Here is a 26,728-nt window from a genome sequence, read left to right as displayed (position 1 = left end):
TTCAATTCTCCTTATTATGCAGTGTATTCGTTACTTCCGATTGCGAAATTGCTCCCGATACTGGGTCGGCGTCGAACCGACCGCTCCCTTGAAGATTTTATTAAAATACGAGTGCTGATAGCCGACCTGCTCGGCGATCTCGCTAATTTTTAACTGCGTACTCATTAAAAGCTCCTTGGCCTTGTCTATCCGCACATTCATTATATAATCGACGTAGTTAAGACCAGCAACCTGTTTGAAGGAACGACTTAAAGTATACGGGCTGGTTGACAAACGATCGGCGCATTCTTCTAACGACAGATCTTCCATATAGTGAGCCTGCAGCAGCTCCATCGCACGCTCAATCAGATGCCGCGACTGCAAATTCTGCGTGTGCCGGTATTCATCCAGATAAGGCATCATCATACGCTGCCTGAACCACCGTTCCATCACCGCAGGCTCATGGATCGCGATCAGTTCCTCAACCAGATGTCCTTCTGTAAACAGCGCATGACGGGTAAAACCTAACTCAATCAGTATATGGCGCATACTGCCGACCAATTGAAACAATGCCTGCTGAACCATAATCTCTCTGTCTGCATGCAGTTGAACCTCACGCATAAACTCGTTAAATTTCGTATAGGCTTCTTCAGCCAAACCGAGCCGCAGCACATGAATAAGCTCCTTCTCTTGCGTAAAAGGATAATGAGCCACCGGCTGCGGACTGGGAGCAAAATCCTCCATGTCGATAATTTGCTCGCTGACCTGCAAATCGCGATACCTGGCAGCCTGTCGCGCTTGCTCCAGCAGCTCTGGAATATCTCCCGCCTGATCGGTTAACCGGCAGATCATCACCGTTACCTGCAAGCCCAGCATTTTGCCGAGTGTTGGTATCAATTCCTGGGCAAGCCCATACAGCTCGCGCCGACTTTCCTCCCGGCTCCTCTCCTGAGGCAGCATACATAACAGTCCAATGGACAAATCCTGAAAATTAATGACATGCGCATCTGGAATTCGTACAGAAGCCTGCTCCTCGGCGATATTCGCCGCAGCGAAGCTGATCAGCTGCTGATCGTCCTCCTTAAAGCGTGTGAGCTGTTCATTTAAGCCGGACAACTGGATCAGAAGCATCAAAAAAAACTTGTCCTTGACCTCCCAGCCAAGCTTGCTCATTCGCTCTCGAAGCGAGACTTCATCAAGTGCGTATAGATGTCCCTGTACAAGCTGCAGCAGAAAGCCTTCGCGTAAAGAAGGAATCGACAGCTTTAACCGCTCCTGCAGTGTCTGGCTCTCCCGGGTTAAAGATTTCCACTGCTGCTCGATAAACTCGATCTCATGCTTCACGCTGTCTTCCTGAAGCAAGCGGTCGGTTTGGAACAATTGCACGAGCCTTCCAATCGGTCGGTAGAGCCGCTTCGAAGCGAACCATGCCAGGATTAGCGCTGCCAGAACGCCAATAGCACTGCTTGCCAGAATGAGCCTGGAGGTGTCAAAGACAGGCTTGGTCAGCTCCGACATCGGTGTCGCCGTTACATAGAGCCATTCAGCCTTGGTCACTTCTCCATACGAAACCATGTAGCTTTCCCCGTTCCATTTGTACGGAAAAGCTTCCATACTGCCTTGACGGTTCAGCACAACCTCTTTCAGCTGCAAGGAAAGCGCTGCTTCCTCTGGCCGCGGAGGAACGACCCATTCACCGGATTTACGCATCAGAAATGCGGCTGTACCCTTCTCATCCGTATGAATATGGCGGATCATCTGCTCCATTTCCGTTTTGTTCAAATTCAACACAAAAGCGCCAAACGGCAGCTCTGAGTGCCATGGCAGCTTGAAAATGACGGAAACAGGAGCGGTTCCTTTTTGCGATACGGAAGTTATCGGCAGCCCATAGGCGAAAAAAAGCCCTTCCCTGTGGTTCAATACGGACATATAAGGCTTCAGCTGCTCCGTATTCAAATACCGGATACCATCTGATGCGAGCACAGCCCTTTGACGTGTCAAAAACAACTGAGCCTCATCGATCAGCACGTTTGAGCCACCAACCACGAGCAGTGACTGCATGATCTCATGCATGCGGTCAATATTATCGATAAACACGAGATCGTCCAAATGATCGCCATACAAGGAATTCGTTGACCACCGGCTCATCACGAGTGCAATTTGATCGAACTGCTTGTTCATCGTATCCGAGAACTGCTCAAATTTGATTTGATGGGTGCGAAACAGCTCCTTTTCTATTTGACCAATTCCGATCACGTAATTGGAGATAGCTATAAATATGGAGGGTACGCTTGTAATCAGCAGCACAAGGATCAGGCTTTTGCGAAAATAATCGCCTTTTTCTTCCTTCCATCGCCACCCTGTGATTGTAGACCACCACCGCTGCAAGCCGTCACCCCCTTCATGTACATTCCATTATAGCGTAACTCGGATCTCCCCGACAAAGAAAGGCACCCCCCACCGCAGCTTTCTGCAGAGGGCACCTCACCTGAATTCAATTTCATTTTTAAGCTTTTAATCTACACTTCCAATCCACACTTGCAATTAACTTCGAATGAACCAGATCTACTTGGCCCCGCTATTCGCACGGTATGCTTCATTATACTCATCCAGTATTTTCATGTAGTTTTTGTCAGCTTTCAGCTCATTTACGAAAGTATCCCAGTCGGCAAGCGTCGCTTTATTCATCATGACCTTCGTTTTCATATCCTGAATTTTCTTATTGAAATCACTGCCCAGCTTGTTATTTGTTTCCGATATTAGACTTGAGGTCGGACTCGGAATGCTCACCGGCTCGGAAATATCTATCAGCTTCTTGTCCCGCGTGATTTGCTCAGGGGTCAGACCGGCTGTAGCGACACTTGCATATTTATCGTATTTCATAAAAATATTTTGCAGGAATTGATAGCTCGGGTCGTTCAAGGTCGCTTCCGTCACCACATAATTCCCATCCTGTAGCTTAAAATTAATATCCTTCAATCCATAGCTGGCCAGTTCATGACCTTCGTCCGACGTACCATAGTTCATGAATTCCAGCAGCTTCTTGACCTTGGCCTCCGGCACTTTTTTGGGAATGACGAACATGCCGAAAACTCCAGTACCCTTAGAGGCATATTTCCCTTGTGGACCTGTCATGTATGGAGCCCATTCCATATCCGGCTTGGCGTTCGGGTTCATCGTGCTGATCTCTTTAATGAACAGCGGCTCCTGATTCGGCTTATCCGGGAAAATTCCCGCTTTGCCGGCAATCACCAAATCCTTGGCCTGATTATGCTTGAGCAGAGCAAAATCCTGCGGAATCAAACCGTCTTTAAAGGCGTTCTGGAACCATTCCAGCGATTTGCGCATCTCCGGTTCAAGCGTTACATCGATAAGTTTGTCACCCTTCACCTTGTATTTGCCGCTGGCGCCCGTGAACACGCTCTCGATAAAACCAAATTGACCCATATCATTCTGGTTCACATAACCGGACAATCCGATCGTATCCTTCTGACCGTCAGGCGCATTTTCCTTAAAAGCTTTCATCACACTGTACAGCTCATCTGGTGTTTGCGGCATTGTCAGGTTCAGTTTTTTCAGCCAATCGGCGCGAACCAATGGATGTGCGTTGCCTTCAGTTGGACGTACCCGTGGAATACCGTACAATTTCCCTTCAATCATCAGGTTTTTGTAAGTAATATCCGGGAATCTCGACAGGTTCGGATACTGCTTGATCATCGTCGTCAGATCCCAGAAGGCTCCCTGCTTGGCCATGCTGCGAAATGCGGCATTGCCCGTATCGGTCACAAGCATCAAATCCGGCAGATCACCAGAGGCCAGCGTGACATTGACCTTTTCTCCAAAGTTATTCGGAGTAACCCAGGTAATATTCAGCTTGGTGTTCGTCCGCTTCTCAGCCTCCTTCAAGATGGCATTGTCGACAGCTGGTGGTTCCTTTTGATAAAAGATGGATAGGATGCTGATTTCCAGCGGCTTGCTATCGCTTGTGGCCGATGCGCCAGGGGCTTCCTTCGCAGCTTCATTGCCTCCACACGCAGATACGGTCATGACGGCGCTCAGCATGAAGGCAGTGAGAGTGCCTTTCTTCCAGCGAGCAGCTTGCTTGTTGATCATGGTAATGCCTCCCTTTTTTTCATGCAATTCATTAGCCTTACAAACATTTATGTTTCATTCCTTCACAGAGCCGACCATAGCTCCTTTGGCAAAATGCTTTTGCAGGAATGGGTACACCACAAGAATAGGTAACGTGGAGATGACAACAGCAGCCATTTTTTTCGTTTCCGACGGAATATTCTGCATACCTGTCTCGACGAGCGCATTCACACCCATGGCGGTAGAGGAATCGATTAGCATATTTTGCAATAAAATTTGCAGCGGCCACCGCTCGTGGTTGTTGATATACAGCACAGCAGTGAAAAACGTGTTCCAATAGCCCACTGCGTAAAACAGTCCAAAGGCAGCCAGCGAAGGCAGAGACAGCGGTAAAATAATTCGGAACCAGACGCTAATATCGTTACAGCCGTCAATGTGTGCCGCTTCGTCCAGACTTGGCGGGATCGAATCAAAAAATCCTTTCATCAACAGCACATACCAGCCATTGGTCAGAACCGGAATAATCAGTGAAGAGATGCTGTTGATCATACCCAGTTCCTTCACCACCAGATAGCCGGGAATGATGCCGGGATTGAACAATGTCGTCAGCAATATCATCAACATCAGCAGCTTGCGCCCCTTCAGCCTTCTACGGGACAAGCCGTAAGACAGTGTGGAGGTGGCAATCAGGCTCGCTACCGTACCGACAATCGCCAGAAAGCCGCTAATACCTGCCGATTTGACAAAAGCCTTGGTCGATAAAATATACTCATACGATATTAACGTCCACGCCTTCGGAAACAGCAGCAGCCCGCCCAGCCTGAACTCTGCCGGTGTTGCAAATGACACAACGACAATGTAATAGAAGGGAAACAGACAAAGCAATCCAACCAGGGACAGCACGACGATAATCCCCGTTTGAAACGCGCGCTCAGAGAAGCTTGACTTTATCTTAGTGTTCATCAATAGACGCCCTCCTCTCCGAATTTTTTCGCTAATTTGTTAGCGCCGATGACCAGCACAAGTCCAATAACGGATTTAAACAGTCCGACAGCGGTGCTGTAGCTGAACTCCCCTTGCAGCACACCCACTCGATACACATACGTATCGAACACCTCGGCCACCTCGGATACAGCCCCATTCATCATCAGGTAAATTTGCTCAAAACCAACATCCATAATGTGACCAATCCGCAGTATAAGCAGAATAATGATCACATTGCGAATCGCAGGCAGCGTGACATGCCACATTTGGCGCAGCCGGCCTGCACCATCCATCCGGGCGGCTTCATACAGCTGCGTATCCACCCCGGCAATCGCCGCGAGAAATATGACCGTCCCCCAGCCAACCTCCTTCCAGATCGATTGCAGTGTCAGCAAAGCCCAAAAGTAGTCCGGCTCTGTCAAAAAATCAATCCGGTTCAGACCGATATATTCGAGCAGATGATTGATGACCCCTTCCGTCTTGGACAGCATCAGAAAGCTGATTCCGACAATGATGACCCAAGATAGAAAATGTGGCAAATACACGATGGATTGAATCGTTTTCTTAAACCATTCCCGGCGTATTTCGTTCATCAGCAGCGACAGCACAATCGGTAGCGGAAAGAAAAACACCAGATTCAGCAGGCTAATGACCATCGTGTTACGGAAAATCCGGTAAAAATCCTTATTAGCAAACAGCCGATCAAAATGCTCTAACCCGACCCAGTCGCTATGCAGAAACCCGAGATAAGGCGAGTAATCCTGAAAGGCAATTAATACTCCCCACATCGGAATGTACTTGAAAATCAGGAAGTAGAGGATACCTGGCAGTATCAGCAAATACAAAAATAAGTCACGTCTTAGCGTCTGGCCGATCAGGCTAAGCCAAGTCTGTCGGGGTCGCTCTCCCAGCTGAGCGCTCGTGTGTGTTGGTGATGAAATGGGTATCACGCTCCTACGTTTATGAAATTGAAACAGCCGTTTGGGGAGCCATCAGCCTGTGATGTGCTCGGTTCCAGACCTTACTATAGCCCCGCAGTTTCTTGAATGCATTAAAAAAATCTTGCAAATCGGTACAAATCACCTTGCAAATTTTTGAGTTTATTTCATTTGTCCGTTTCAGTATAAAGATTATCAGTTTCAATGCATTCAAAGCGGACATGCGCAGGTGCTAAGATACAACTATCAAATACAAATAAGAGGTGAGCGACATGGAAACCGTACCAGCGCTTTATAATTATGCAACAGAAGAAGAAGTCGCACTTGCTGAACGTATCAATGCCACAATGTATCGTTATGACAATCCCGCAACCAATCATATCGATTCGCTGGCAAATGTAACCGAGGCTGACATTGCCGATTTTTGGAAGCAGGGTTATATGGTAGTTGATAACGTTTTCAATCAGGAAGAAGTCAACACATCGCTCGAAGCAATCATGGACATTATTTTGGAGCGTGTGAAGGGACCCCAACTGCAGTTCGTCAAGCCGCGCGATCAACTGAAAAATGACTTTGAGAAGGAGCTGGCGATTCGCAAAATCGAACGTTTTGTCGAGCATGATCCGCGTCTGCATCATCTTGCCTACCATGAGGGTATGATGCAATTGCTGAGCAGCCTATTCACTGACACCCCTAAGCTTGTGCAGCAGCAGGGAATATTGAAACCTCCACATGGCGGCGCCGAGAAGCCTTGGCATCAGGATATGGCCTACGGCAATCTGACTTATGAGAAACCGGTCATAGGCGTATGGATTGCACTTGACCCTGCAGGAGCCGATAACGGCTGTATGCACGTGATCCCGCGCTCACATATGGAAGGTCCGGTTCCCCATTATGCCGTTCGTGATTGGCAGGTGTGCGACACCAGTGTACGGGTTGAGCAGGATGTCATCGTTCCGCTTGCACCCGGCGGTGTTCTTATATTTCACGGGATGACGCTTCACGGTACACCACCGAATTTCTCGGAGAAACGCAGACGCTCCCTGCAATTTCATTATGCACCTGAAACGGCTGTCAAGATGTCCCCGAAGGAATACAAACGCTGGTTTACGAATGAGATGACCAAAGCCGAGTGCTGAGTGGACAATAGTGAGTCTGACACATTCAATATCAATGGAATGATTTGAATAACTACAAAGCACAAAGCCTCCTAAATCACAGAGTAGACGTGGTTTGGGAGGCTTCTTTATGCTGAAGAACTGAGTTCGCGTTACTCATCTGCCTCGATGTCGTCAATAACATGCAGGCTTAGCGTCATAAGCAGTCATGTCGCCTAACATTTTGCTATAATAAGTGGAGAACGATTCTACAATGAACCTTGGACGGGATGGCGGAGATTCCATGGATATCAACAAGCTTCAAGAACAAATTATTTTTACCCGATCTGGTAATAGTGGAAAAGCACGCTGTGAGGAAGGCTGGAACTGGAATCCACCGCCTTTGCATGACTATGATTTGTGGTATGCACTTTCAGGCAGAGGCGAAATGCGTATTCAAGGACAGTCTTATCCAATCCGTAAGGGCAGCTGCTTTCTCGTTCGCCCTGGGGACAGTCCTCAAGCGACACAGCTGTCCGAGGATCGGCTGCAGGTCATATTTATTCACTTTCAATACGCCCCTCCCGATGAAGAAGATGCAAGCCGTGCGTATATACCTGAGCGGCATACCGTTATCACGGAAACGTATGCTTTTGAAACGATGCTGAATCGGATTATGGAGCTGGAAGAACGGAAATTCGTGTGGAAAGAATTGGAGTTTGATCTGATTATGAAGCAGCTGTGGTTTCAACTGCTCCGCAGCCAGGCGAATGTTCCGGAAACCCGACTGAGGGAGGATAAGCACGGACAACTGCTTTCGCGTGTCGTTGCCCTTATCAAGGATGTGCCGGGTTACCGGATCAGTCATCAGGAGCTGGCTGACCAAGTCAGCATGTCCCCTGAATATTTGAACAAGCTGTTCAAGCGAAATATGGGGATGTCCTTGAAGCATTATATGACTGAGGCAAGGCTGGAACGGGCGCTCCATCTCTTGCAGGAGACCTCTATGAATGTTTCCCAGGTTGCAGAGGCGCTTGGCTATGGCAATATTTATTTGTTCAGTCGACAGTTTAAGGAGCAATATGGCCGCCCCCCCTCCGACTTCAAGTTCAAGGGCGTTGCCTCCAGGCCACACGGAGGAAAGGAACAAAGGGACTCATAGACAACGAATTCATGCAAGCTACAGAAACGTGTACAAGCACGCCAAGAACAGCGCTAATAGTCTATGCCTGAACCTTGAATGTACGATACGTGTCGGTATCTGTGATCTCCAGGCCATTCAGCTGCATGCCGAACGCACAGCCACCGTCTACACCAATCTTGTCGCCACCAAACCAAATGTCCGGCGTTCCTTGAATATCTTTCGTTTTCGTATGTCCGAATACCACGACTTTATTGACCACCGTTTTGTTTTTGAAAAAGGGGTCCTTAATATACATAAATTCTCGGGTTGGCTGATTCTTCCAATCCACATATTTCGGGTCCAGTCCCGCATGAACGAAGATATGAGCAGGTCCCTCGTAATAATAGGGCAAGCTCTCCAGAAAGGCTACATGTGCCGCATGATCAGCGCGAACCAACTGCTTGAACGTCTCCAGCTCTTCATGGATCATTGCATAATCGATTGTGTCGATGTTCAGATAACTCATCATCGTTTGTTTACCGCCATGGTCAACAAATTTGGAGTTAACCAGATGATCCTGATTCCGGACGATATCGATGAACCGCTGATCATGGTTTCCACGCAGCGCAATCACGTCATCATCCTGAACCATCTTCCTAATCTGCTCGACTACCTCTTTGCTGTGCGGACCGCGATCGACATAATCCCCAAGCAATATTAATTGGTCCACCTTGGGCTCGTAGCTCATCAAATCCAAAAGCTGATTAAATGGCTCGTAGCAGCCATGAATATCGCTGATCACCAGTGTTCGTTGCGTCATGGGTTCGCTCCTCTCATCCGACCGTCAATGTAGCCCCTGCAGGCAGCGCCTATCGTTAAACCCTTTTCTTTATGCGCAGCAGCAAATACAGGAAATACGGGGCTCCAATCAAAGATATCATAATCCCGACAGGGATTTCTACCGGTGGCATAATAATGCGCCCGACCGTATCGGCGGCGCTCACCAGTACAGCACCAAGCAAAGCGGAAACCGGCAGGACATATCGGAAATTCGAACCTACCAGCAGACGGGCCAGATGCGGGATGATCAAGCCGATAAAGCCTATAGCACCAGCGACTGCAACTACACTCGCCGCCAAAGCTACAGCAACGGCAATCAGGAACAGCCGCGCCGTTTCGATACGCATTCCGAGCCCACGAACGGTCTCTTCACTTAACAGCAACGTATTCAAATACCGGCTACTCATCAGCGCCAATAGGACGCCAATCACTGTCCACGGCCATATCATATCGACATGCTCCCAGGAACGGGCATACAGGCTTCCTTTTAGCCAAATCAATGCCTGAGCCGCAGACGGAGCAAATTTCACAACAAGCAGTGTAATCAATGCATGCAGACCGCCGCTAACGGCTACTCCACAGAGGATGAGGCGCTCCGGCCTAATTCCATTTTTGTAAGCCAAACCGTATACCAGCATACTGGCGCACACCGCCCCGGTAAAAGCGAACAGCGGCAGTGAAGCAGCCGAATAATTCGGCACAGCCAGAATCATCAGCACGGTAACGAGACCTCCACCTGCTGTAATTCCCATCAAATCGGGTGCGGCTAACGGATTCCGTGCCACTCCTTGCAGGATCGACCCGGATAATGACATATTGATGCCGATCAGCATCGCAATGAGCAAACGTGGCATCCGATAATCGTATACCACACCAGAATGCGCGATCAGCTCCTCCATTAACTGCTCGAAGGGAATTTCTACGGCGCCAAGACGTAATGATAATACAGCAAAGATCAGCAGCAGCAAGCAGCCTGCGATCATGGTAATGATAAATCTCCGCAGAGGATTCAACTTCAGCATTTAACCCTCCTCCCTTTTGCGGCGCATCAAATACAGAAAAAACGGGGTACCGAGCAGCGCCGTTATAATACCTACAGGTGTATCAGTAGGGTACAGAATCCACTGTCCGGCTGTATCAGCCACCAGCAGAAGGCAGGCACCTGTCAGCGCCGAGATCGGGATCAATATCCGATAATCCGTTCCAACCCACGCTCTAACGATATGAGGGATCATCAATCCGACGAATCCAATTGGCCCACACAAGGCAACTGATCCCCCTACAAGCACAATAACCAGAATAAAGGCTGCGCGGCGCACCCAGACAATGTGCTGTCCAAGCCCCCGCGCCGCATCCTCCCCAAGCACGAATATGTTGAATTGATTGGCCAGAAACATACTGGCAATCATAGCTGGAACGATGCTGATCAAGCTTAACTGTATATCTGTCCAGTTCGTCCCGGACAGCTTGCCTGCCATCCAATACAAAATTTCCGACAAGCGTTCATCATGTAAAATAATAAGTCCTGTCGTTAACGCGCCCATGAACAATGAGACCGATACCCCGGCCAGCAGCAGCCTTATGGCCGTGTAGCCAGAAACCTGGGACAAACCATAGACGATGCTACCCCCAACCGCCGCACCCAGGAAGGCGGCTATCAGAATGGTAGCCGTTACATCCTTCAATCCAAACCAGGCCAGGGATGCCACGACAAAAAACACAGCACCCTGATTAATCCCCATAATTTCGGGATCTGACAAGGGATTCCGTGTGATCCCCTGCAGCAGGCATCCGGCTACGGCCAGCCCGCCCCCCACAATAACAGCCAGCACGGCACGCGGCAGCCGTACGTACCAAACCTTATACACAAGCAGATTGGATGGCTCCAGACTCATCAATTCCGAGAGATTATGCCAACCCAATCCTTTGACACCTGATGTGAGGGCAATAATGCCAACTACCATCATCAGGGTCATTAATCCGATACACAGAAAAGGGACAGACATAGTCCGCCCCTTCCTGCTCGATTGCAGCCGATTCACAGTGAACTACCCCCTGATCTTATTTTCCGCCTGCCATGGTTTGTATAGCTTGATCCAGAATCAGCTCGGCAGCGAGTGGCCCGCGTCCTTTGGACCAAAGATCACGGCTAACCTCAAGTGCCTTTTTCTCTTTAACCGCTTTTAAGTTTTTATAGAGTGGATTGTTGTCCCATTTTTTCGGTTCTCCGTATAGAAACAGGTAGTCCGGGTTGTATTCGTTCAAACGCTCCAGATTGATCTTGGCAATGTCTGTTTTACTTTCAGCAGCAGACAAATCCTTTTTGCCTTCGAACAAGTAATTAGTGCCTACTTCGCTCAGCAATGAGCCAATGAAGGAGGTTTTGAGCCATACGGTCGAATCATCCTCGAACGCACCAACAACGAGCACGCTTGGCTTGTTCGTCAATTTTTCCTTACCCGATTTGATCTTGCCTTCAATGCTTTTCACGACTTTGTCCGCTTGCTCCTTCTTGCCAAGTACATCAGCCAGTGAAGTAAAGTTAGCAAGAATCGACTGATAGCTGCCATCATCCAACGCGACGGTCGGAGCAATTTCGGCAAGCTGTTTTTTGATCATTTCATGACGGTTCGGGCTCGCAATAATAAGATCAGGCTTCACAGACTTAATGATTTCCAGGTTGGGCTGCTTGGCCTGACCGGCATTCGCCACATTTTGCGGACTGAACTTGCCATTCAAATATTCAGGAAAACCGGAATCGCCAATACCGACAGAAGCTACAGGCTTCACATCAAGCGCTGTTACCATATCCACATAGGCAAAATCGAGAACAACTATTTTTTGAGGAACCTCTTTGAATTTCGTTTCTCCCCATACATGCTTGATCGTTTTTTCTGTTGCAGACGGACTCGCTGCCGGATTTGATGCTGTGTTCGTATTGGCTGTACTGCCTGCAGATGCCGCTGCACCCGTTTTCTCTTTATTGGTACCCGCAGCCGGAGTGGACCCACAACCGGACAGAACGAATGCACTCACTAATCCAACCATACTCATAACCAGCATCGACTTTCTTAAAGTAAACAAAGTAGTATTCCCCCATATCGATATCATCATGATTAACAAGGCTTCATGCAGATAATGAATATCATTATCAATGAGACTGTGTATTTGCTCGCTATAAAATTATATCTGGGGTGCTGCGAATAATCTATGAACATTTTTGCTCAATAGCTTGGACAATTCTGACATCATGGCTTCACAAATAAACCGATTGCTGCATCAATCATCATCTTATGACTCATCGCCGAGTAATCGATCCACGGATAAAGCTCAATCTCCAGGCACTGCTCCCGTCGTACCGCGGACAAATTGTTCCACGCCTGACTGGCTCGCAGCTTGCGCAGCAGCTTCTGATCGGCTTTATGCGAGGATACCATCAGCAGCATATAGTCAGCGTTTAATTCACTCAGCAGCTCTAGCGTTATGGTTCGTCTCCATTTGATCTGCTTCACCTCAGCAGGCGCATTTAATTTCAGATCCTGATAGAGCACACTGCCAATATTCCGCTCAACTCCATATATTCTCAGCTTGCCGCAGACGATTCTGAGAATGATGACCGTCGATTCCCCTATGAGGCTTTTGAGCGTTCGACTCGCCAGTGCTGCCTGACTGTCGTAATTCTGAAGCCATTCTTTCGCTTCCTTCCGCTTGCCTACCAGCTCCGCAATTTGATTCAACCTCTCTCGCCAAGGAATATCCCAGTAAGGTATAACCGCTGTCGGGGCGATCTGAAATGCATCTTTGTTGTACTTGGCCCACTGGGAGTCACATACAATCATATCTGGCTGCAGCTGAATCAAAGCATCCTTGCACGCCTTGCCATCCGCAGATATTCGGGGTACATGATCCAGCTTCCCCTCAAAAGAAGGCCCTCCCTTGCTGCCTACCCGCACCGATGCATAAGGAATGACGCCCAGTGCGACCAGATCACCATTAAAGGTACCCTTCATGATCACAATTTTTTGGCGGTGCAGCTTTACATAATAGGCAGGTGAATAGCCGGTTTCCTTCTTGAATACACGGCTAAAATACGATTCATCATTGTATCCCAAATGCTTGGAAATTTCGGTTAGGGAGCTTTGGGAAATTATCAGAAGCTCCTTCGCGCGCTTCATCCGCAGCATGGTCATATAAGCGGTTGGACTGATTCCCTTGAGCTTCTTGAATAAACGGGAGTAGTAGCTGGAGCTGAAGCCTGCAAGACGCGATAAGGCATCGAGTTGAATGGGCAGCATGTAATTGTGATTTAGGTACTCTACTGTCCGCTCTACGGCCGTCAGCTGCTGCTCCTCTCCCGTTTCGATTTCTGAAGCAGCCAGGTACAACAGTTCCTGTATCAGACAAGTTTGGCGATAGTGTCTGCGGCCTTGCTCCAATTCGCTCATACTATGGTGAAGCTGCTCGCACAGATGGAGCAGCTGCGGTTGACTATGTATATAAAATTCACCTTCCAGAGGAAAGGTCGTACCATCCTCCCGATACAGGTTCCCCTTTTCTGTTTTGCGGATTGGTGATTGATAACTGAATCTGATCCTGTAAATCGCCAATGGATCTGCGGAATCGGATGCGGCTTGAACCTTTTGTCCTTTTGCCAAAAATAACAAATGTCCCGGTCCCACACGAGTGGAAATTCCATCCATATTGAAAATTGCAGATCCTCTATGTATAAAAACGACCTGATAAGAGGAAAGGATCTCCGACTGCAGGCTCCATGGCTCAGATCGACGGATGTGATCCACATCGGAGACACGAACGACCAGCTCATTTAATTGGGAAAAAATATCATTCGGTACGATCATCGTGCCCTCCTTATGTAGTTTTCCGTCATAGTCCGATAAACGTAAGCTTCGGCCATATGGCTTCCCACTGCTTGCCGCGCACTCTCTTTTGATAATAGGCTTCATCCTTGAACAACGGGCTTTGCCTCACCCTGCATTCAAACATATCATCCAAACCATGCGGACACACATAGGATATTCGGTTATCTGCTTCCAAAGTAATCGCAACAGCCGTTGCCGTCTCAGGCCAATAGCTAATCGCATCCTGTATGGAAAGATAGGGCCTATTTCCGTTCTGAATATGCATGCGGGCCTGGTTTTTAACGGACCAGAGAGGGTTTCCTGTTGCTTGTTTTAGCTGCTGTTCCAGCTTTTTCTCGACCTCTTCGTCCAGCTCGTCTTTATTATAATAAATCACATCGATATCATTCAGCGGTGTCCGTGTATGGTATCCGTGCAAATAATCCCAAATATAATTACGGACATATCCCGCAGCAATGTGCCCATGAGGCAGCTCAAGCGATCGGACAACCGACAGATCGTTCATCATTTCAGCGTTATCCGATATTAGTTCAATAAACAGCTCATGATACTTCGACAACCAGCTTCGCTCCATTCCATTCATGTTTTTCACAGTTCCTCATTGTCAATTCGGTTCTTCATTTAAACCCAGCGGAATATCAATATAATGCTCAACAACTGGAAATGGATCGTAAAAATGATGCAATAAAGCCTTCCATTCCTCATAGGCTGGTGAGGTTCGGAAGCCTACCGTATGATCCTTCAGCAACTCCCATTTGACCTGCAAAATATATTTATTGTCCACTTCTACACATTTTTGCAATTCATGGCTGATGTAGCCGTTCATCTGGGAGATGATTCGGGATGCTTTTCTAAAATTGCTTTCGAATTCATTGCTTAAACCTGGTTTAACTTGTAAAACAGCAACCTCCAATATCATCGCATTCCGCTCCCTTTGTTTGATAAATCTGTATTTGCCTCTCCAACTGTAGAAGCAAATACGTACATTCATGATCATATCACATTTGTTGAAATCGTCGTGTAAACTACCCACAATTCCTTGAGATCAAACCGATTTAGAGCTTTATTCGACAAAATTTGCTTTGCTGCTTATAGTTTCAGACCAATCTGGAAAGGTTAATAAAAAGCAAGCAAGTAAACAAGTAAGTCAAGCAACATACATTAAAGGAGGAATACACAATGAGCTTTTTATGGTCATTAATTGTTGGTGGTATTATCGGTTGGTTAGCGGGTCTCATCATGGGTAGAGATATTCCAGGTGGTATCATTGGAAATATTATTGCAGGTTTCGTCGGTGCATGGCTGGGTGGTTTGCTGCTCGGAAGCTGGGGACCTGTAATGGGCGGTTTTGCTCTACTACCCGCGCTTATCGGTGCGATCGTGCTCGTGTTCATTGTTAGCTTGATTATGCGTTCAATGGGTAAGAAACGAACCTAAAACATAAGCGAAACCGTTAGGTATATCATAAGCATTATCGCAGCAAACAGCGTCGTTAGTCAGGAATTCATTCCTGGTTAACGGCGCTGCTGCTTTCCATACGCAATACCTATTCGACAAGCTGCTTATTTATGCCTAAAGCTCTATAGTAATTGCTGATGAGGTACCTGCTCCTGGTGTCACAAGAATGCCTTGCTCCGTAGCTTTCCAATCCGCGCCCAACACATTGTCAACCTCTGTAATCCCTCTCAGAATGAGACTCCAAGGTTTGGTTGAATGATGAATACCGATCACCTGAACATGAATCGTTGAGCCCGTTCGTTCAGCCTTAACGGTCAGCTCCAGTTCACCCTGTGTGCTATAGATGGCTGCTTCTGCCGCGCTCTGATCCTGCAGCTCGAAAGCATGTACAACAACATGATCAGCATAATCATAATCCGGACGCAAATGATTACTGCCGACGGCAATCATACTGTTCGGTCTGACCCATAATGGTAAACTGAAATAATCATGACGCTCGGTTATCCAGCTGCCGCCTTCTTTTCTTTCACCGGTCCAATAATTCGTCCAGGTTCCTCGCGGTATATAATAGGTAGCATCTCCCGTTTCATTGAAGATCGGCGCGACCAGCAAGGACTCACCTAACATATATTGCAGATCGAGTGGATGTGCTGCCCGGTCCTCAGGAAATTCAAGCACCATCGCACGCATCACGGGCAAGCCTCGGACCGTTGCTTCTACCGAAGCACTGTACAAATACGGCATTAAGCTGCATTTGAGCTGGGTAAAATGACGCAGCACATCCACCGCCTCAATCCCGAATAGCCAGGGCACCCGATACGATTCATTACCGTGCAAACGACTGTGTGAGGATAGCAGCCCAAAGGCGACCCAGCGTTTGTACACATCAGGTGGAGCCGTTTTTTCAAAGCCGCTAATGTCATGACTCCAAAAACCGAAACCGCACAGCCCTAGCGACAGACCACCACGCAGTGTCTCTGCCATCGAAGCATAATTCGCAGAGCAATCACCGCCCCAATGAACCGGGAACTGCTGACCGCCAGCTGTCGCCGAACGGGCAAATACCGCTGCTTCATGCTTGCCCAGTGATTGCTCCAGCAGCTCGAAAGTCGCTTTATTATAAAGCTGCGTATAATAGTTGTGCATTTTCATTGGATCAGAGCCGTCATAATAAACGACATCCGTTGGGATCCGCTCACCGAAATCGGTTTTGAAGCTGTCCACGCCCATATCGACGAGCCGTTTCAACTTACCCTGATACCATTTGACCGCAGCCGGATTGGTGAAGTCGACAAGCCCCATGCCCGCCTGCCACTTATCCCACTGCCAGACGTCACCTTCCTTGGTCTTCACCAGATAGCCTTGCTCCATCCCTTCATCGAACAGGGCTGATTTTTGCGCGATATACGGATTAATCCATGCACAGATTTTCAAACCCTTGCTCTTCAGTCGCTTCAACATGCCCTCTGGATCAGGAAATACGTCCTTATCCCACTCAAAATCGCACCATTGGTATTCCTTCATCCAGAAGCAGTCAAAATGGAACACATGCAAGGGCACCTCACGCTCGATCATCCCATCGATAAAATGATTGACCGTCTCCTCGTCATAGCTGGTCGTGAAAGAAGTCGTCAGCCAGAGCCCAAATGTCCACGCTGGTGGTAATGCAGGTTTGCCCGTCAAGGTCGTATAGTTGTTCAATACATCCTTGAGCGTATCGCCACCGATAATAAAATAGTCAAGCGATTCTCCCTCCACACTGAACTGCACCTTCGATACATTTTCCGATGCAACCTCGAACGATACCTTTTCGGGATGGTTAACGAATACGCCGTAGCCGCGGTTGGATAAATAAAAAGGGATATTTTTATAAGCCTGCTCGCTGCTCGTGCCGCCATCCTCGTTCCAGATATCGACCGTTTGGCCATTTTTCACAAATGGAGTGAACCTTTCGCCCAAGCCATAAATATATTCACCGATGCCCAGCTCAAGCTGCTCGCGTACATAAGCGCGGTTCCCCGGCGTCCGCATATAAGCGGAAGTGCGGTTTCCATTTCCCGTTAGGCGTTTCTCGGCATAATGGTAATCGATTTTCCACGTATCGGTTCGGGAAATATCGACCTTGAGCTTACCGCTGGACAGACTGGCTCCTTGCTCGTTATTCTCAAGCTGTACATGCGTTTCCCCGGTATTGAGCTCAAACGCTGGCCCCTTCACTGCCTTGCCTTTATGGTGCACAATCTGTACACGAATAACATCAGGGATAGGTGAGCTGTAACGCAGCGTCAATAAGGGACTATTCAGGGTGTCTCCCTTGCGCTGAACCTTTTTATCTGCCGCATATACCGTAATTGAATCTGCATCTGTACGAATATCGCGCACCTCTACCGCATAATGCGCTTCTACGCCTTCTCTGATTTGCCAATAACCATCCGTAAACTTCATTATTGTCCCCTCCAGACATTGAACTCTAATTTATCGAGCTTCCTATACTTCTATAATATTGATATGATTGAAGGAATTCTTCTACTATTATGACGAATACTAACAGTATCCTGATATTCAATGGAGGTCGCCGAGATGAACCGCGATACGTTGAAAGAAAATCGTATTCACGGACACCCCATGTATCCCGTTAGTGTCTATAAGCTGCAATACGCGGCTGGAGAGCCGATTCTGGATTGCCATTGGCATGAGGAATTAGAGTTCCTCATCGTGACATCCGGCCAAGCGCTCTTCCAGGTAGGAACCGAGATGATGGAGGTGAGCTCAGGGCAAGCTGTGTTCATTCCGAGTGGCGAGATTCATGCCGGGTTTCCGCTAGAAGGGAGTCCTTGCAGCTTTGACGCTTTTGTGTTCCACAGCGATTTTGTAGCCAGCTCCACCTATGATTCCATTCAGGAGAAGTTCATCGCTCCCCTGCTTAATCGTCAGTATACACCACCGATTCAGTTAAAAGGCGAGCTCGATTGGGAAAAGGGCGTGCTAATACTGCTCCAGGACATGATCCGTTCCAATGTGGAGGCAGAACCCTTACGCGAGCTGACGACCAAAGCTCGGCTGTATCTTATTATTGCGGAGCTGTTCTCACATGCTGCCGAGCGTGCTCAGGATACAGAAGCCTACATGAACCGCGAGAAAACGGAGCGCTTAAAAACCGTACTCCATTACATCCACGAGCATTACCAAGAGCCGATCCGACTTAAGGAGCTTGCTGTTCAAGCCAATATGAGTGAAGGACACTTCTGCCGATTTTTTCGTGAAATGATGCGTACAAGCGCTATTGATTACGTCAATCGTTTCCGAACCCGGCAAGCAGCCATACAGCTGGAGCAGAGCGACCACCAAATAGCCGCTATCGCTCTCGATACAGGCTTCGATAATATCAGTTATTTTGTTCGTGTTTTTAAACAGCATATCGGTCATACCCCATCCCACTACCGCAAAAATAGACAAGCCGAGCTGCGAGAATATGATACCTAAGGAGATCCTATGAATAAACCTGTGAACAAGAAAAAAACACCTGCACCACTCGAGGCACCCAAGCTGCCGGCCCACCTGCCGGAGCTTACGCTTGTTAATATGCAATCCTATGATAATATCGAGCTGGGAAAGGTCCAAGATAGCTTTATCGATAATTGTACCGCTCGCAAAGTCTCTTTTGATAAAATGATTTTGAATAACGTCACTTTCACCGAGACTTCACTGACCGAACTTGAGCTTACTGATATTGTTTTTGAACGCTGCGATCTATCCAATGTCAATTTTCAGGATGCGACCATCCATAGAACGGAGTTTAGGAACTGTAAGCTCATCGGCCTGGATCTGACTGGCGCTACACTTCGAAATGTGCGATTCCATCAATGTCTCGGTGATTATGCGACGTTTCGTTTTGCCAATTTCAAGCAGGTGCTGTTCGATGACTGCTCCTTACGCAGTGCGGATTTTTACAATTCCACGTTACACAAGACGATGTTTCAGAGCTGCCTTATCGATCTGGCACAATATTCCGGCACCAAGCTCGACGGCATCGATCTCAGCAATTGTCAATTCAGCTCATTAGGCGTAGGCTTGGAGGATTTACCAGGCTGTATCATTTCCCGTGAGCAAGCAGCCGTATTTGCCAATCTGATGGGGCTGGTTGTAAAAGATTAAACAGACTAGCACATAAACAGGAACGTATGTTTGCCATTTATTAATTTTTTGTGGTAATATATGTATCAAATCAATTGAATTCGTACAGGTGGTGCTTGGGTGAAAAGAGTCGATGTCGCTTCTGCTTTAATATACAATGAACAAGGTCAGCTGCTGGTGGTTAACAATATGAAAGGGAACGCTACCTATTGGAGTCCTCCGGGTGGGGCGGTTGAACAAGGGGAAACCTTGGAGCAAGCGGCGATACGTGAGGTCAAGGAGGAAACCGGATATGACATTGCCATTTCAGGCTTAAGCTCGGTCAGAGAAATTGTGTTCGCAGATGCAGGAAGCCATGTCCTGATCTTCACCTTTTTTGCCAATATTACGGGTGGGGACATGCTTATTCAGGATCCTGATAATGACATTACTGAAGTGCGCTGGGTTGACCTCCAAACAGCCAAGCAGCTCATGCCAGAACTATTTGAAAATCTACAGATTGATACTGCTTATCCATCCCCGGCTTTTTATGCTTTCGAAGGAACACGCTTACGCGGAATATAAAGCACTTATGGTTTTCAAAAGCTGCATTCCTATTTTAATAAAATGAAAAGGACGTGACCTGCCACAATCGCAGAAGACACGTCCCTGTATGGAATCCATTATTCTCCGGATAAGCCGCTTTCCTTCAGTATCACATCATGCGCTCCGCCTTCAACAAGGCTGGTTGCCGATACAATCGTGATTCTTGCTTCCCGCTGCAGCTCGGCAATCGATTTGGAACCACAATTACACATGGTCGATTTGATTTTGCTGGTCGTTTTCTCCAGGTTTTCCTGTAGGCTGCCCGCATAGGGCACGTACGAATCTACACCCTCTTCAAACATCAAGCCGCTCTTGCCGCCAGAATCGTACCTTTCCCAGTTGCGTGCCCGATTGGAGCCTTCGCCCCAGAATTCCTTAACGAAATTGTTGTTCACTTTCAGCTTGCGGGTTGGACTTTCATCGAATCTCGCAAAATATCGGCCCATCATCACAAAATCCGCGCCCATCGCCAAAGCCAAAGTGATATGGTAATCGTGGACAATTCCGCCATCAGAGCATATCGGGATATAAATACCGGTTTCTTCATAATACTGGTTCCGCGCTTCAGTAACCTCAATTAATGAGGATGCCTGACCGCGCCCGATTCCTTTTTGTTCCCGTGTAATACAAATCGATCCGCCACCAATTCCGATCTTCACGAAGTCGGCTCCCGACTCGACCAGATAAAGAAAGCCTTCACGATCGACAACATTGCCGGCTCCGATTTTCACATCAAAGTTGGCTTTCACATATTGAATCGTATCCCGCTGCCATTCGCTGTATCCATCGGAGGAATCAATGACCAATACGTCAGCTCCAGCATCAACAAGCGCCGGTACTCTTTCCTTATAATCCCTTGTATTAATGCCCGCACCTACAATGTAGCTTTTATTAGCATCCAATAGCTCATTCGGATGGTCTTTGTGCGCCTCATAGTCTTTGCGGAAAACCAAATATTCCAGACGCTGGTCATCGCCAACAATCGGCAAACAGTTGATTTTATGCTCCCAGATCAGATCATTCGCTTCCGACAGCGTAATTCCCAGCCTGCCATAAATTAATGAAGAATACGGCGTCATGAATTGGCTGATCGGCTTGTCCAGGGAGTCGCGGCTAATCCGGTAGTCGCTGCCCTTCACAATACCCAAGAGCTTGCCCTTCGCAGTTCCGTCATCGGTAACAGCAAGAGTTGAATGGCCTGTTTTTTCTTTTAAATCGAGCACATCGGCAAGTGTATGCTCGGGAGTCAGGTTCGATCGGCTGACGACAAAGCCAGCCTTATAGCCTTTGACTTTACGCACCATTTCCGCTTCTTCTTCAATCGGCTGAGATCCAAAAATGAACGAAATACCGCCGCTCCGAGCCAACGCAACCGCCATATGATGATCCGATACTGCCTGCATGACTGCTGATGAAAACGGGATATTCAGCGAGATTGCCGGTTTCTCCCCCTTTTTGAATTTGACGAGCGGTGTTTGTAAGCTTACATTTGCAGGTGTACAATCCTTGGTCGACAAGTTCGGTATGAGTAGATACTCGGTAAACGTACGCGAAGGCTCCGTGTAGTACTTGGCCACTTTTTCTCACTCCTCTTAAAGTTTTGATCACATATTTTCAGATAAATTTTTACAATCTTATCATTCAACCTACGGTGAGTCAACCTATTTTTTCTATTGGATACAATTAGCATACAATCAGCCGGTAGCACTTCCAATATACTCCCTCCTGAATACAAATCATGCAGAAATTTGGAGAACCAGGGGCTTTCGGTTGGCTCCTGGCCAGGAAGGATTTATACAACCCGTGTCGAAATATTTATTACTATGTCAAAAACAAAAATCCTCATCCTTATAGGTATCTTCCTGATTGTATTAACCGGGTTACGCTTAACTTGGTTTGTTTACCATATGACCCCCGAACATCCTCAAGTGACAGCAGGGGTGCTGGACTTACGAGATTGGGATCTGCCATCCGAGCACACGATTTCATTAAACGGTCAGTGGGAATTTTATCCGAATCTGCTTTTACATCCAAATTCAATTCACGCGCAGCCTTCCTCTAAGGAAAGAGGCTTTATTCAAGTGCCATCCAGTTGGGATAACAATCCTCAGTTTGATCTGGATACTTCATTTAACTACGGGACTTATCGGCTGCGAATTTTGACTAATCACACAATTGATCAATCCTATGGCATTCGAATCCCCAAAATCCAAACAGCTTCTCAGCTGTTCGTGAACGGTCGACTGCTCGGAAGCGCTGGTCATCCTGCAGAAAACCCTGATGCGTATATGGCTGTTGACATCCCTTACTCCGTATTTTTCACACCGGATACGTCTGAGATCGAGGTTGTTATTCAGGTATCCAATGCCAGCCGCTTTGGTCCCGGAGGCATCGTTCAGCCTATTCGATTTGGATTCCAGCCTGCCATCAACCATGAAACCCTATTTACAATGAGCATGCAGCTTCTGCTGTGTGTCTTTCTATTACTGCACGCGGTATATGCCATCTTGTTGTATTTCATAGGCTCTCGTCAAAAGGCATTGATCTACTTTGCTCTATTAAACCTGTTTACGATCCTTAGTGTTGTTATTGATGACGACCGATTACTGCTGATCTGGATGCCAATTCAACAGGATTGGTCTTTAAAAATTTTTTTTATAGCTTATATTGGTCTTACCGCATTCTTGGTGCAATTTATGAAGTATTTGTTTCCTGATTATACGAAAATGAAGGTTTTTGTCTGGTTTCCCTATTTTTGCAGTCTTTACAGCTTATTTATTGTTTGCGCTAATACCGAAGCTATCACTAAGACGTTGTTTTTGCTCGCCGTTATTTTATTACTCTCTAATCTGATTGTTCCAGGAATTCTGCTTCGTGCAGTAATTAAGGGGGACAATGATGCCATCTTTTTACTGCTGGGGGCCGTAGGCATCACTGCCAATATCGTATGGGGAATTACCCGAAATGCCGGTTCGATCGAGATGACCTACTATCCCTTCGATCTGATTTTTAACTTCCTCGGGTTTGCGATTTACTGGTTCAAACGGTCTTTCCGGAATTCTATTGAAATTGTGAAGCTTGCGGACAAGCTCAAAAAAGTCGACAAGCTGAAGGATGATTTTCTGGCGAATACGTCTCATGAATTACGCAACCCGCTTCATGGCATCATTAATATCGCCCAAACGGTCCTGGACAGCGATGGAAAAGCTATGAATGACACGAATACGCGAAATATGGAGCTGCTGATCAATGTAGGTCGTCGTATGACCTTCCTGCTGAACGATCTGCTGGATTTGAATCGGCTTGAGGAGAACAAGATTCATCTGCAGCGAACCCGAATTGACCTGCATTCCGTGGCCTCGGGTGTTGTCGATATGCTGCAATTTATGACTGAGGGTAAGCCGATTCAGCTCATTCTGAATATCCCGGAACCGTTCCCGAGTGTCTATGCCGACGAGAATCGGCTTATCCAAATTTTATTTAATCTGGTTCACAATGCTATCAAATATACAAACGAAGGCTATGTCACCATTACCGCTCACGTCGAGGCTGGAATGGCCAGCATTCATATTGCCGATACAGGAACGGGTATGGATGAAGAGGTACGGCTGCGGATCTTTCAGCGATATGAGCAAGGTGATTCCAGCATCACAGCTGTAGGCGGCGGTCTCGGACTTGGACTCAATATTTGCAAGCAGCTGGTAGAATTACACGGAGGTAATATCCACGTCAGCACGACATCATCCCAAGGCTCCATATTCACCTTTACCCTGCCGCTGTTCGACCCGGTAGAGCATCAGGAAGCAATTCTAAGAGAGCACCCTGCCCCCACCTCCGTCTATGAGGCTTCAGAAGTTATTTCAGAAACAGCCGTCGCGAGCGAGATTTCGCAGCATTCTCCTGAACCGATAGCTGTGGGCACGGGTATAAGACAACGCATCTTGGCTGTGGACGATGATCCACTTAATCTCAAAATTCTTCAAAGTATGCTGGAAATCGAAAATTATGATATCGTCACGTTAACTAGCGGCAAGGAAGCGATAGCACGTGTTGTAAGTGAGCATTGGGATCTGGTCATCACCGACATTATGATGCCGCATATGTCTGGCTATGAATTGTCGCGTCTCATTCGTGAGCGCTTCTCCTTATCAGAGCTGCCGATTCTGCTATTGACCGCACGAAGCCGTTCAGAGGATATTTATACAGGTTTCCATGCAGGGGCCAATGATTATGTAATCAAACCGATGGACGCACTGGAATTAAAATCCCGTGTGCGTGCCCTGACGGATTTAAAAAAGTCGATTGGTGAACAGCTTCGGGTGGAAGCAGCATGGCTGCACGCCCAGATCAAGCCGCATTTTTTGTTCAACACGTTAAATTCGATTTCTGCTCTTGGTGATCTGGACATGGAAAGAATGAGGCTTCTCCTTGAGGTATTCGGGACTTATATGCGTTCCAGCTTCAGCCTGCAAAACCTGGAACGGGAGGTTACCCTGGATAACGAGATTGAACTTGTCCGTTCCTATTTATATATAGAAAAAGAAAGGTTCGATGAACGGCTGCAGGTTGTCTGGGAACTTCAACAACACCTTCATGCCAAGCTGCCTCCGTTATCCATCCAGACGTTGGTGGAAAATGCGTTAAATCACGGTATACTCCAACGTGCCAACGGAGGCACGGTACGGATTCGGATTCGCCCTGCTGCGGACCATATTGAAATATCGATCATGGATAACGGTGTCGGTATGGATGAACAGAAGCTGCGAGGACTACTCGACGGTCGCCACGATAAAAAGAGCGGCATTGGTTTGTTCAACACCGATCAACGCTTGAAGCAGCTTTATGGTGCAGGACTTCAAATTCAAAGCACAGTTGATCAAGGTACGACCGTCAGCTTCAAAATACCTAAATAAACGGCGGACACACAAATTTCTTCCTACATACTGACATTTCATTTCGTCCAAATAATGTATAATCATGAACGCCTCGCATATGGTATTACAAATATACCTAGGGAGGTTATTCGTGTGCCGGATGCTTTTGTCGTACGTTCTATTGATGAAATTCGCTTTTGGTCCCGCATCATGAAAGAACATTCATTTTTCTTGAGATTGGGCTTTCGCTGCGAAGATACTCAACTTATTAATGAAGCGAATTACTTTTACAAATTGTTTGAAGGCATTGAACACAAATCGCATGCTTTGGGTTTGGATACGGATCCTTCCTCTATACGACAATTCAACACGGAAGTACATACAGCCGTTTCGCATATATGGGTGTTCAAAAGAAAAATATTAGGTCTGATATTGACCTGTCAGCTTCCCGGGCAAAACAACTTCCCCCTATTGGTCGATCATGTTAGTCGGGAAGCGAATTATTTTAGAAATCGTCTGGAAGAACTGAATCAAGGCAAGCTGGAGCCGCTGCAGGATGCGATTCTTGATGAAAATGTATTTTTCCTGAAAATCATGGCAGATCATGCCAAATTTATAGGACATCTTCTTGACCCATCCGAACGTAAGCTGGTAGATCAGGCCCGCGAGTTCAGTCAGGATTTTGATCAATTGCTGTTCCAGGCCCAGGATTTGAGCTCTATGCGGCCACAATCGCAAACGCAGCCTCTTTTAACCCAATTTCTGGATCAGAATCGAGTCTCCGTGAAATCATTACGCGATTTTAAACAAACGGCGAGAGATCTAATCTATGCTTGTAAAATTAAAAGTATCATCCACCCCTTATTGGCGGATCACGTTTTCCGGGAAGCGGAACGGTTTCTGGAAATTATCGATATGTTTGAAGGGGTATTGACTGCCTCAGGCAAGAAAAGGGAATGACCTCAAGATTAGACTGCATGATAAGGGCATGTTCAGCGGCGATCACTTTACGGTATTGTACCGGGAGTGGTCGCTTTGTTTTGTGAATGAACGTTGACAAATCCGGGATATACCCCTATCCTACTAATAGACCGGTTGTTATAATTTCAGGAGGAGGATTCAGCTATGGCAGACAAAAAAAATTCCAGAGACATTCTGATTGAAGTCGCTTCTCGGCTTTTTCGAATACATGGCTACTATGGTGTAGGACTTAATGACATTATTGAGGAAAGTGGTATTCCTAAGGGGTCACTGTATCATTATTTTCCCAAAGGCAAGGAAGAATTAGCTATTGCGGCAATTCATTATACGAAAGAGATCGTTATTGGCGAAATTCAAGAGGTATTTACAAGCATTGAAGACCCTGTACAAGCGATTCAGACTCATATTTACCAATTGTCCGAGGGGATTTTTGATAAAACAAATGCATTTCCCGGTTTGTCCATCGGAACGATAGCAGGTGAAAAACATTCAACAAGTGAGCCTATACGAATAGCCTGTCATTCTGCTTTTGAGGAGTGGCAATCTATGTACACTAAGAAATTATTAGGAGCAGGCTACAGCGATAAGCAGTCCAAGGATTTAAGTATTGTCATCAACGCTTTAATAGAAGGCGGAATTGTTTATTCATTAACTGCCACAAACGGTGCCCCTCTCCGGGCCATTGCTGAACAAATACCGTTATTATTATCTATAAAATAATTTCATACCGCATACGGCTTCAGAAAATACTATCAACACAGGT

Annotated in this window: 22 protein-coding genes; 9 read left to right on the top strand and 13 right to left on the bottom strand. The window is 47.1% G+C overall.

Features of this window, described 5'->3' with window-relative positions; all coding sequences use genetic code 11:
• Positions 1 to 30: 30 nt before the first annotated feature.
• The 4 genes from OB236_RS17420 to OB236_RS17405 form a co-directional block, all read right to left on the bottom strand.
• Positions 31 to 2,367, bottom strand: coding sequence for a helix-turn-helix domain-containing protein (locus OB236_RS17420; protein ID WP_262685145.1), 2,337 nt, complete (start codon positions 2,365 to 2,367; stop codon positions 31 to 33).
• A 177-nt stretch (positions 2,368 to 2,544) separates the two neighbouring features.
• Positions 2,545 to 4,092, bottom strand: a complete 1,548-nt coding sequence (locus OB236_RS17415; RefSeq protein ID WP_262685144.1) for an extracellular solute-binding protein — start codon at positions 4,090 to 4,092, stop codon at positions 2,545 to 2,547.
• 54 nt (positions 4,093 to 4,146) lie between these two features.
• A complete protein-coding gene (locus OB236_RS17410) occupies positions 4,147 to 5,034 on the bottom strand; it encodes a carbohydrate ABC transporter permease (protein WP_262685143.1) in 888 nt (295 codons plus the stop codon).
• Positions 5,034 to 5,966, bottom strand: a complete 933-nt coding sequence (locus OB236_RS17405; protein ID WP_262685187.1) for an ABC transporter permease — start codon at positions 5,964 to 5,966, stop codon at positions 5,034 to 5,036. Before OB236_RS17405 ends, OB236_RS17410 begins: the two co-directional genes overlap by 1 nt.
• A 299-nt stretch (positions 5,967 to 6,265) precedes the next feature.
• Between OB236_RS17405 and OB236_RS17400 the strand changes: the two genes are divergently transcribed.
• Together OB236_RS17400 and OB236_RS17395 are read left to right on the top strand one after the other, a co-directional pair.
• On the top strand, positions 6,266 to 7,132 hold the full coding sequence (locus OB236_RS17400) for a phytanoyl-CoA dioxygenase family protein (protein ID WP_262685142.1): 867 nt from the start codon (positions 6,266 to 6,268) through the stop codon (positions 7,130 to 7,132).
• A 232-nt stretch (positions 7,133 to 7,364) separates the two neighbouring features.
• The gene (locus OB236_RS17395) at positions 7,365 to 8,252 is read left to right on the top strand and encodes a helix-turn-helix domain-containing protein (RefSeq protein WP_262685141.1); all 888 of its coding nucleotides are present in this window, start codon (positions 7,365 to 7,367) and stop codon (positions 8,250 to 8,252) included.
• Between the two features lie 61 nt (positions 8,253 to 8,313).
• Here OB236_RS17395 and OB236_RS17390 read toward each other — a convergent pair whose 3' ends face one another.
• The 7 genes from OB236_RS17390 to OB236_RS17360 form a co-directional block, all read right to left on the bottom strand.
• Complete coding sequence (locus OB236_RS17390; protein WP_262685140.1) at positions 8,314 to 9,033, bottom strand: metallophosphoesterase family protein; 720 nt, start codon at positions 9,031 to 9,033, stop codon at positions 8,314 to 8,316.
• A gap of 55 nt (positions 9,034 to 9,088) precedes the next feature.
• Positions 9,089 to 10,075, bottom strand: coding sequence for a FecCD family ABC transporter permease (locus tag OB236_RS17385; RefSeq protein WP_262685139.1), 987 nt, complete (start codon positions 10,073 to 10,075; stop codon positions 9,089 to 9,091).
• Positions 10,076 to 11,059 carry a FecCD family ABC transporter permease gene (locus tag OB236_RS17380; protein WP_262685138.1) on the bottom strand — a complete coding sequence of 328 codons (984 nt, stop codon included), beginning with the start codon at positions 11,057 to 11,059 and terminating at the stop codon, positions 10,076 to 10,078.
• 55 nt (positions 11,060 to 11,114) lie between these two features.
• Entirely contained in the window at positions 11,115 to 12,137 is a 1,023-nt protein-coding gene (locus OB236_RS17375; RefSeq protein WP_262685137.1) for an ABC transporter substrate-binding protein, read from the bottom strand.
• Positions 12,138 to 12,301: 164 nt separating this feature from the next.
• The gene (locus OB236_RS17370; protein ID WP_262685136.1) at positions 12,302 to 13,912 is read right to left on the bottom strand and encodes an AraC family transcriptional regulator; all 1,611 of its coding nucleotides are present in this window, start codon (positions 13,910 to 13,912) and stop codon (positions 12,302 to 12,304) included.
• A gap of 25 nt (positions 13,913 to 13,937) precedes the next feature.
• Positions 13,938 to 14,441 (bottom strand): nucleotidyltransferase family protein, encoded by a 504-nt coding sequence (locus OB236_RS17365; RefSeq protein WP_262685186.1) that lies wholly within the window; start codon positions 14,439 to 14,441, stop codon positions 13,938 to 13,940.
• A gap of 96 nt (positions 14,442 to 14,537) precedes the next feature.
• On the bottom strand, positions 14,538 to 14,852 hold the full coding sequence (locus OB236_RS17360) for an antibiotic biosynthesis monooxygenase family protein (protein ID WP_262685134.1): 315 nt from the start codon (positions 14,850 to 14,852) through the stop codon (positions 14,538 to 14,540).
• Between the two features lie 260 nt (positions 14,853 to 15,112).
• On the opposite strand from OB236_RS17360, the gene OB236_RS17355 reads away from it, so the two are divergent.
• Positions 15,113 to 15,370, top strand: coding sequence for a GlsB/YeaQ/YmgE family stress response membrane protein (locus OB236_RS17355; RefSeq protein ID WP_262685132.1), 258 nt, complete (start codon positions 15,113 to 15,115; stop codon positions 15,368 to 15,370).
• Positions 15,371 to 15,505: 135 nt separating this feature from the next.
• On the opposite strand, the gene yicI is transcribed toward OB236_RS17355, so the two are convergent.
• Positions 15,506 to 17,836, bottom strand: a complete 2,331-nt coding sequence (gene yicI / locus OB236_RS17350) for an alpha-xylosidase (RefSeq protein ID WP_262685131.1) — start codon at positions 17,834 to 17,836, stop codon at positions 15,506 to 15,508.
• A gap of 135 nt (positions 17,837 to 17,971) precedes the next feature.
• Between yicI and OB236_RS17345 the strand changes: the two genes are divergently transcribed.
• From OB236_RS17345 to OB236_RS17335, 3 genes are all read left to right on the top strand, one after another.
• A complete protein-coding gene (locus OB236_RS17345; RefSeq protein WP_262685130.1) occupies positions 17,972 to 18,874 on the top strand; it encodes an AraC family transcriptional regulator in 903 nt (300 codons plus the stop codon).
• A gap of 9 nt (positions 18,875 to 18,883) precedes the next feature.
• Entirely contained in the window at positions 18,884 to 19,546 is a 663-nt protein-coding gene (locus OB236_RS17340) for a pentapeptide repeat-containing protein (protein WP_262685129.1), read from the top strand.
• Between the two features lie 99 nt (positions 19,547 to 19,645).
• Positions 19,646 to 20,089 carry an NUDIX hydrolase gene (locus OB236_RS17335; RefSeq protein WP_262685128.1) on the top strand — a complete coding sequence of 148 codons (444 nt, stop codon included), beginning with the start codon at positions 19,646 to 19,648 and terminating at the stop codon, positions 20,087 to 20,089.
• Between the two features lie 98 nt (positions 20,090 to 20,187).
• Here the strand turns inward: OB236_RS17335 and OB236_RS17330 are convergent, their stop codons facing one another.
• Positions 20,188 to 21,687 carry an IMP dehydrogenase gene (locus tag OB236_RS17330; RefSeq protein ID WP_262685127.1) on the bottom strand — a complete coding sequence of 500 codons (1,500 nt, stop codon included), beginning with the start codon at positions 21,685 to 21,687 and terminating at the stop codon, positions 20,188 to 20,190.
• A 330-nt stretch (positions 21,688 to 22,017) separates the two neighbouring features.
• Between OB236_RS17330 and OB236_RS17325 the strand changes: the two genes are divergently transcribed.
• The 3 genes from OB236_RS17325 to OB236_RS17315 all read left to right on the top strand — a co-directional run bounded on the left by OB236_RS17325 (position 22,018) and on the right by OB236_RS17315 (position 26,685).
• Complete coding sequence (locus OB236_RS17325; protein WP_262685126.1) at positions 22,018 to 25,023, top strand: hybrid sensor histidine kinase/response regulator; 3,006 nt, start codon at positions 22,018 to 22,020, stop codon at positions 25,021 to 25,023.
• 114 nt (positions 25,024 to 25,137) lie between these two features.
• Positions 25,138 to 25,944, top strand: a complete 807-nt coding sequence (locus OB236_RS17320) for a DUF2935 domain-containing protein (RefSeq protein ID WP_262685125.1) — start codon at positions 25,138 to 25,140, stop codon at positions 25,942 to 25,944.
• Positions 25,945 to 26,109: 165 nt separating this feature from the next.
• Positions 26,110 to 26,685 carry a TetR/AcrR family transcriptional regulator gene (locus OB236_RS17315; RefSeq protein ID WP_262685123.1) on the top strand — a complete coding sequence of 192 codons (576 nt, stop codon included), beginning with the start codon at positions 26,110 to 26,112 and terminating at the stop codon, positions 26,683 to 26,685.
• The last annotated feature ends 43 nt before the right edge of the window (positions 26,686 to 26,728 follow it).

The organism is Paenibacillus baimaensis (assembly GCF_025567575.1).
This window is presented reverse-complemented; position numbering and strand designations above follow the sequence as displayed.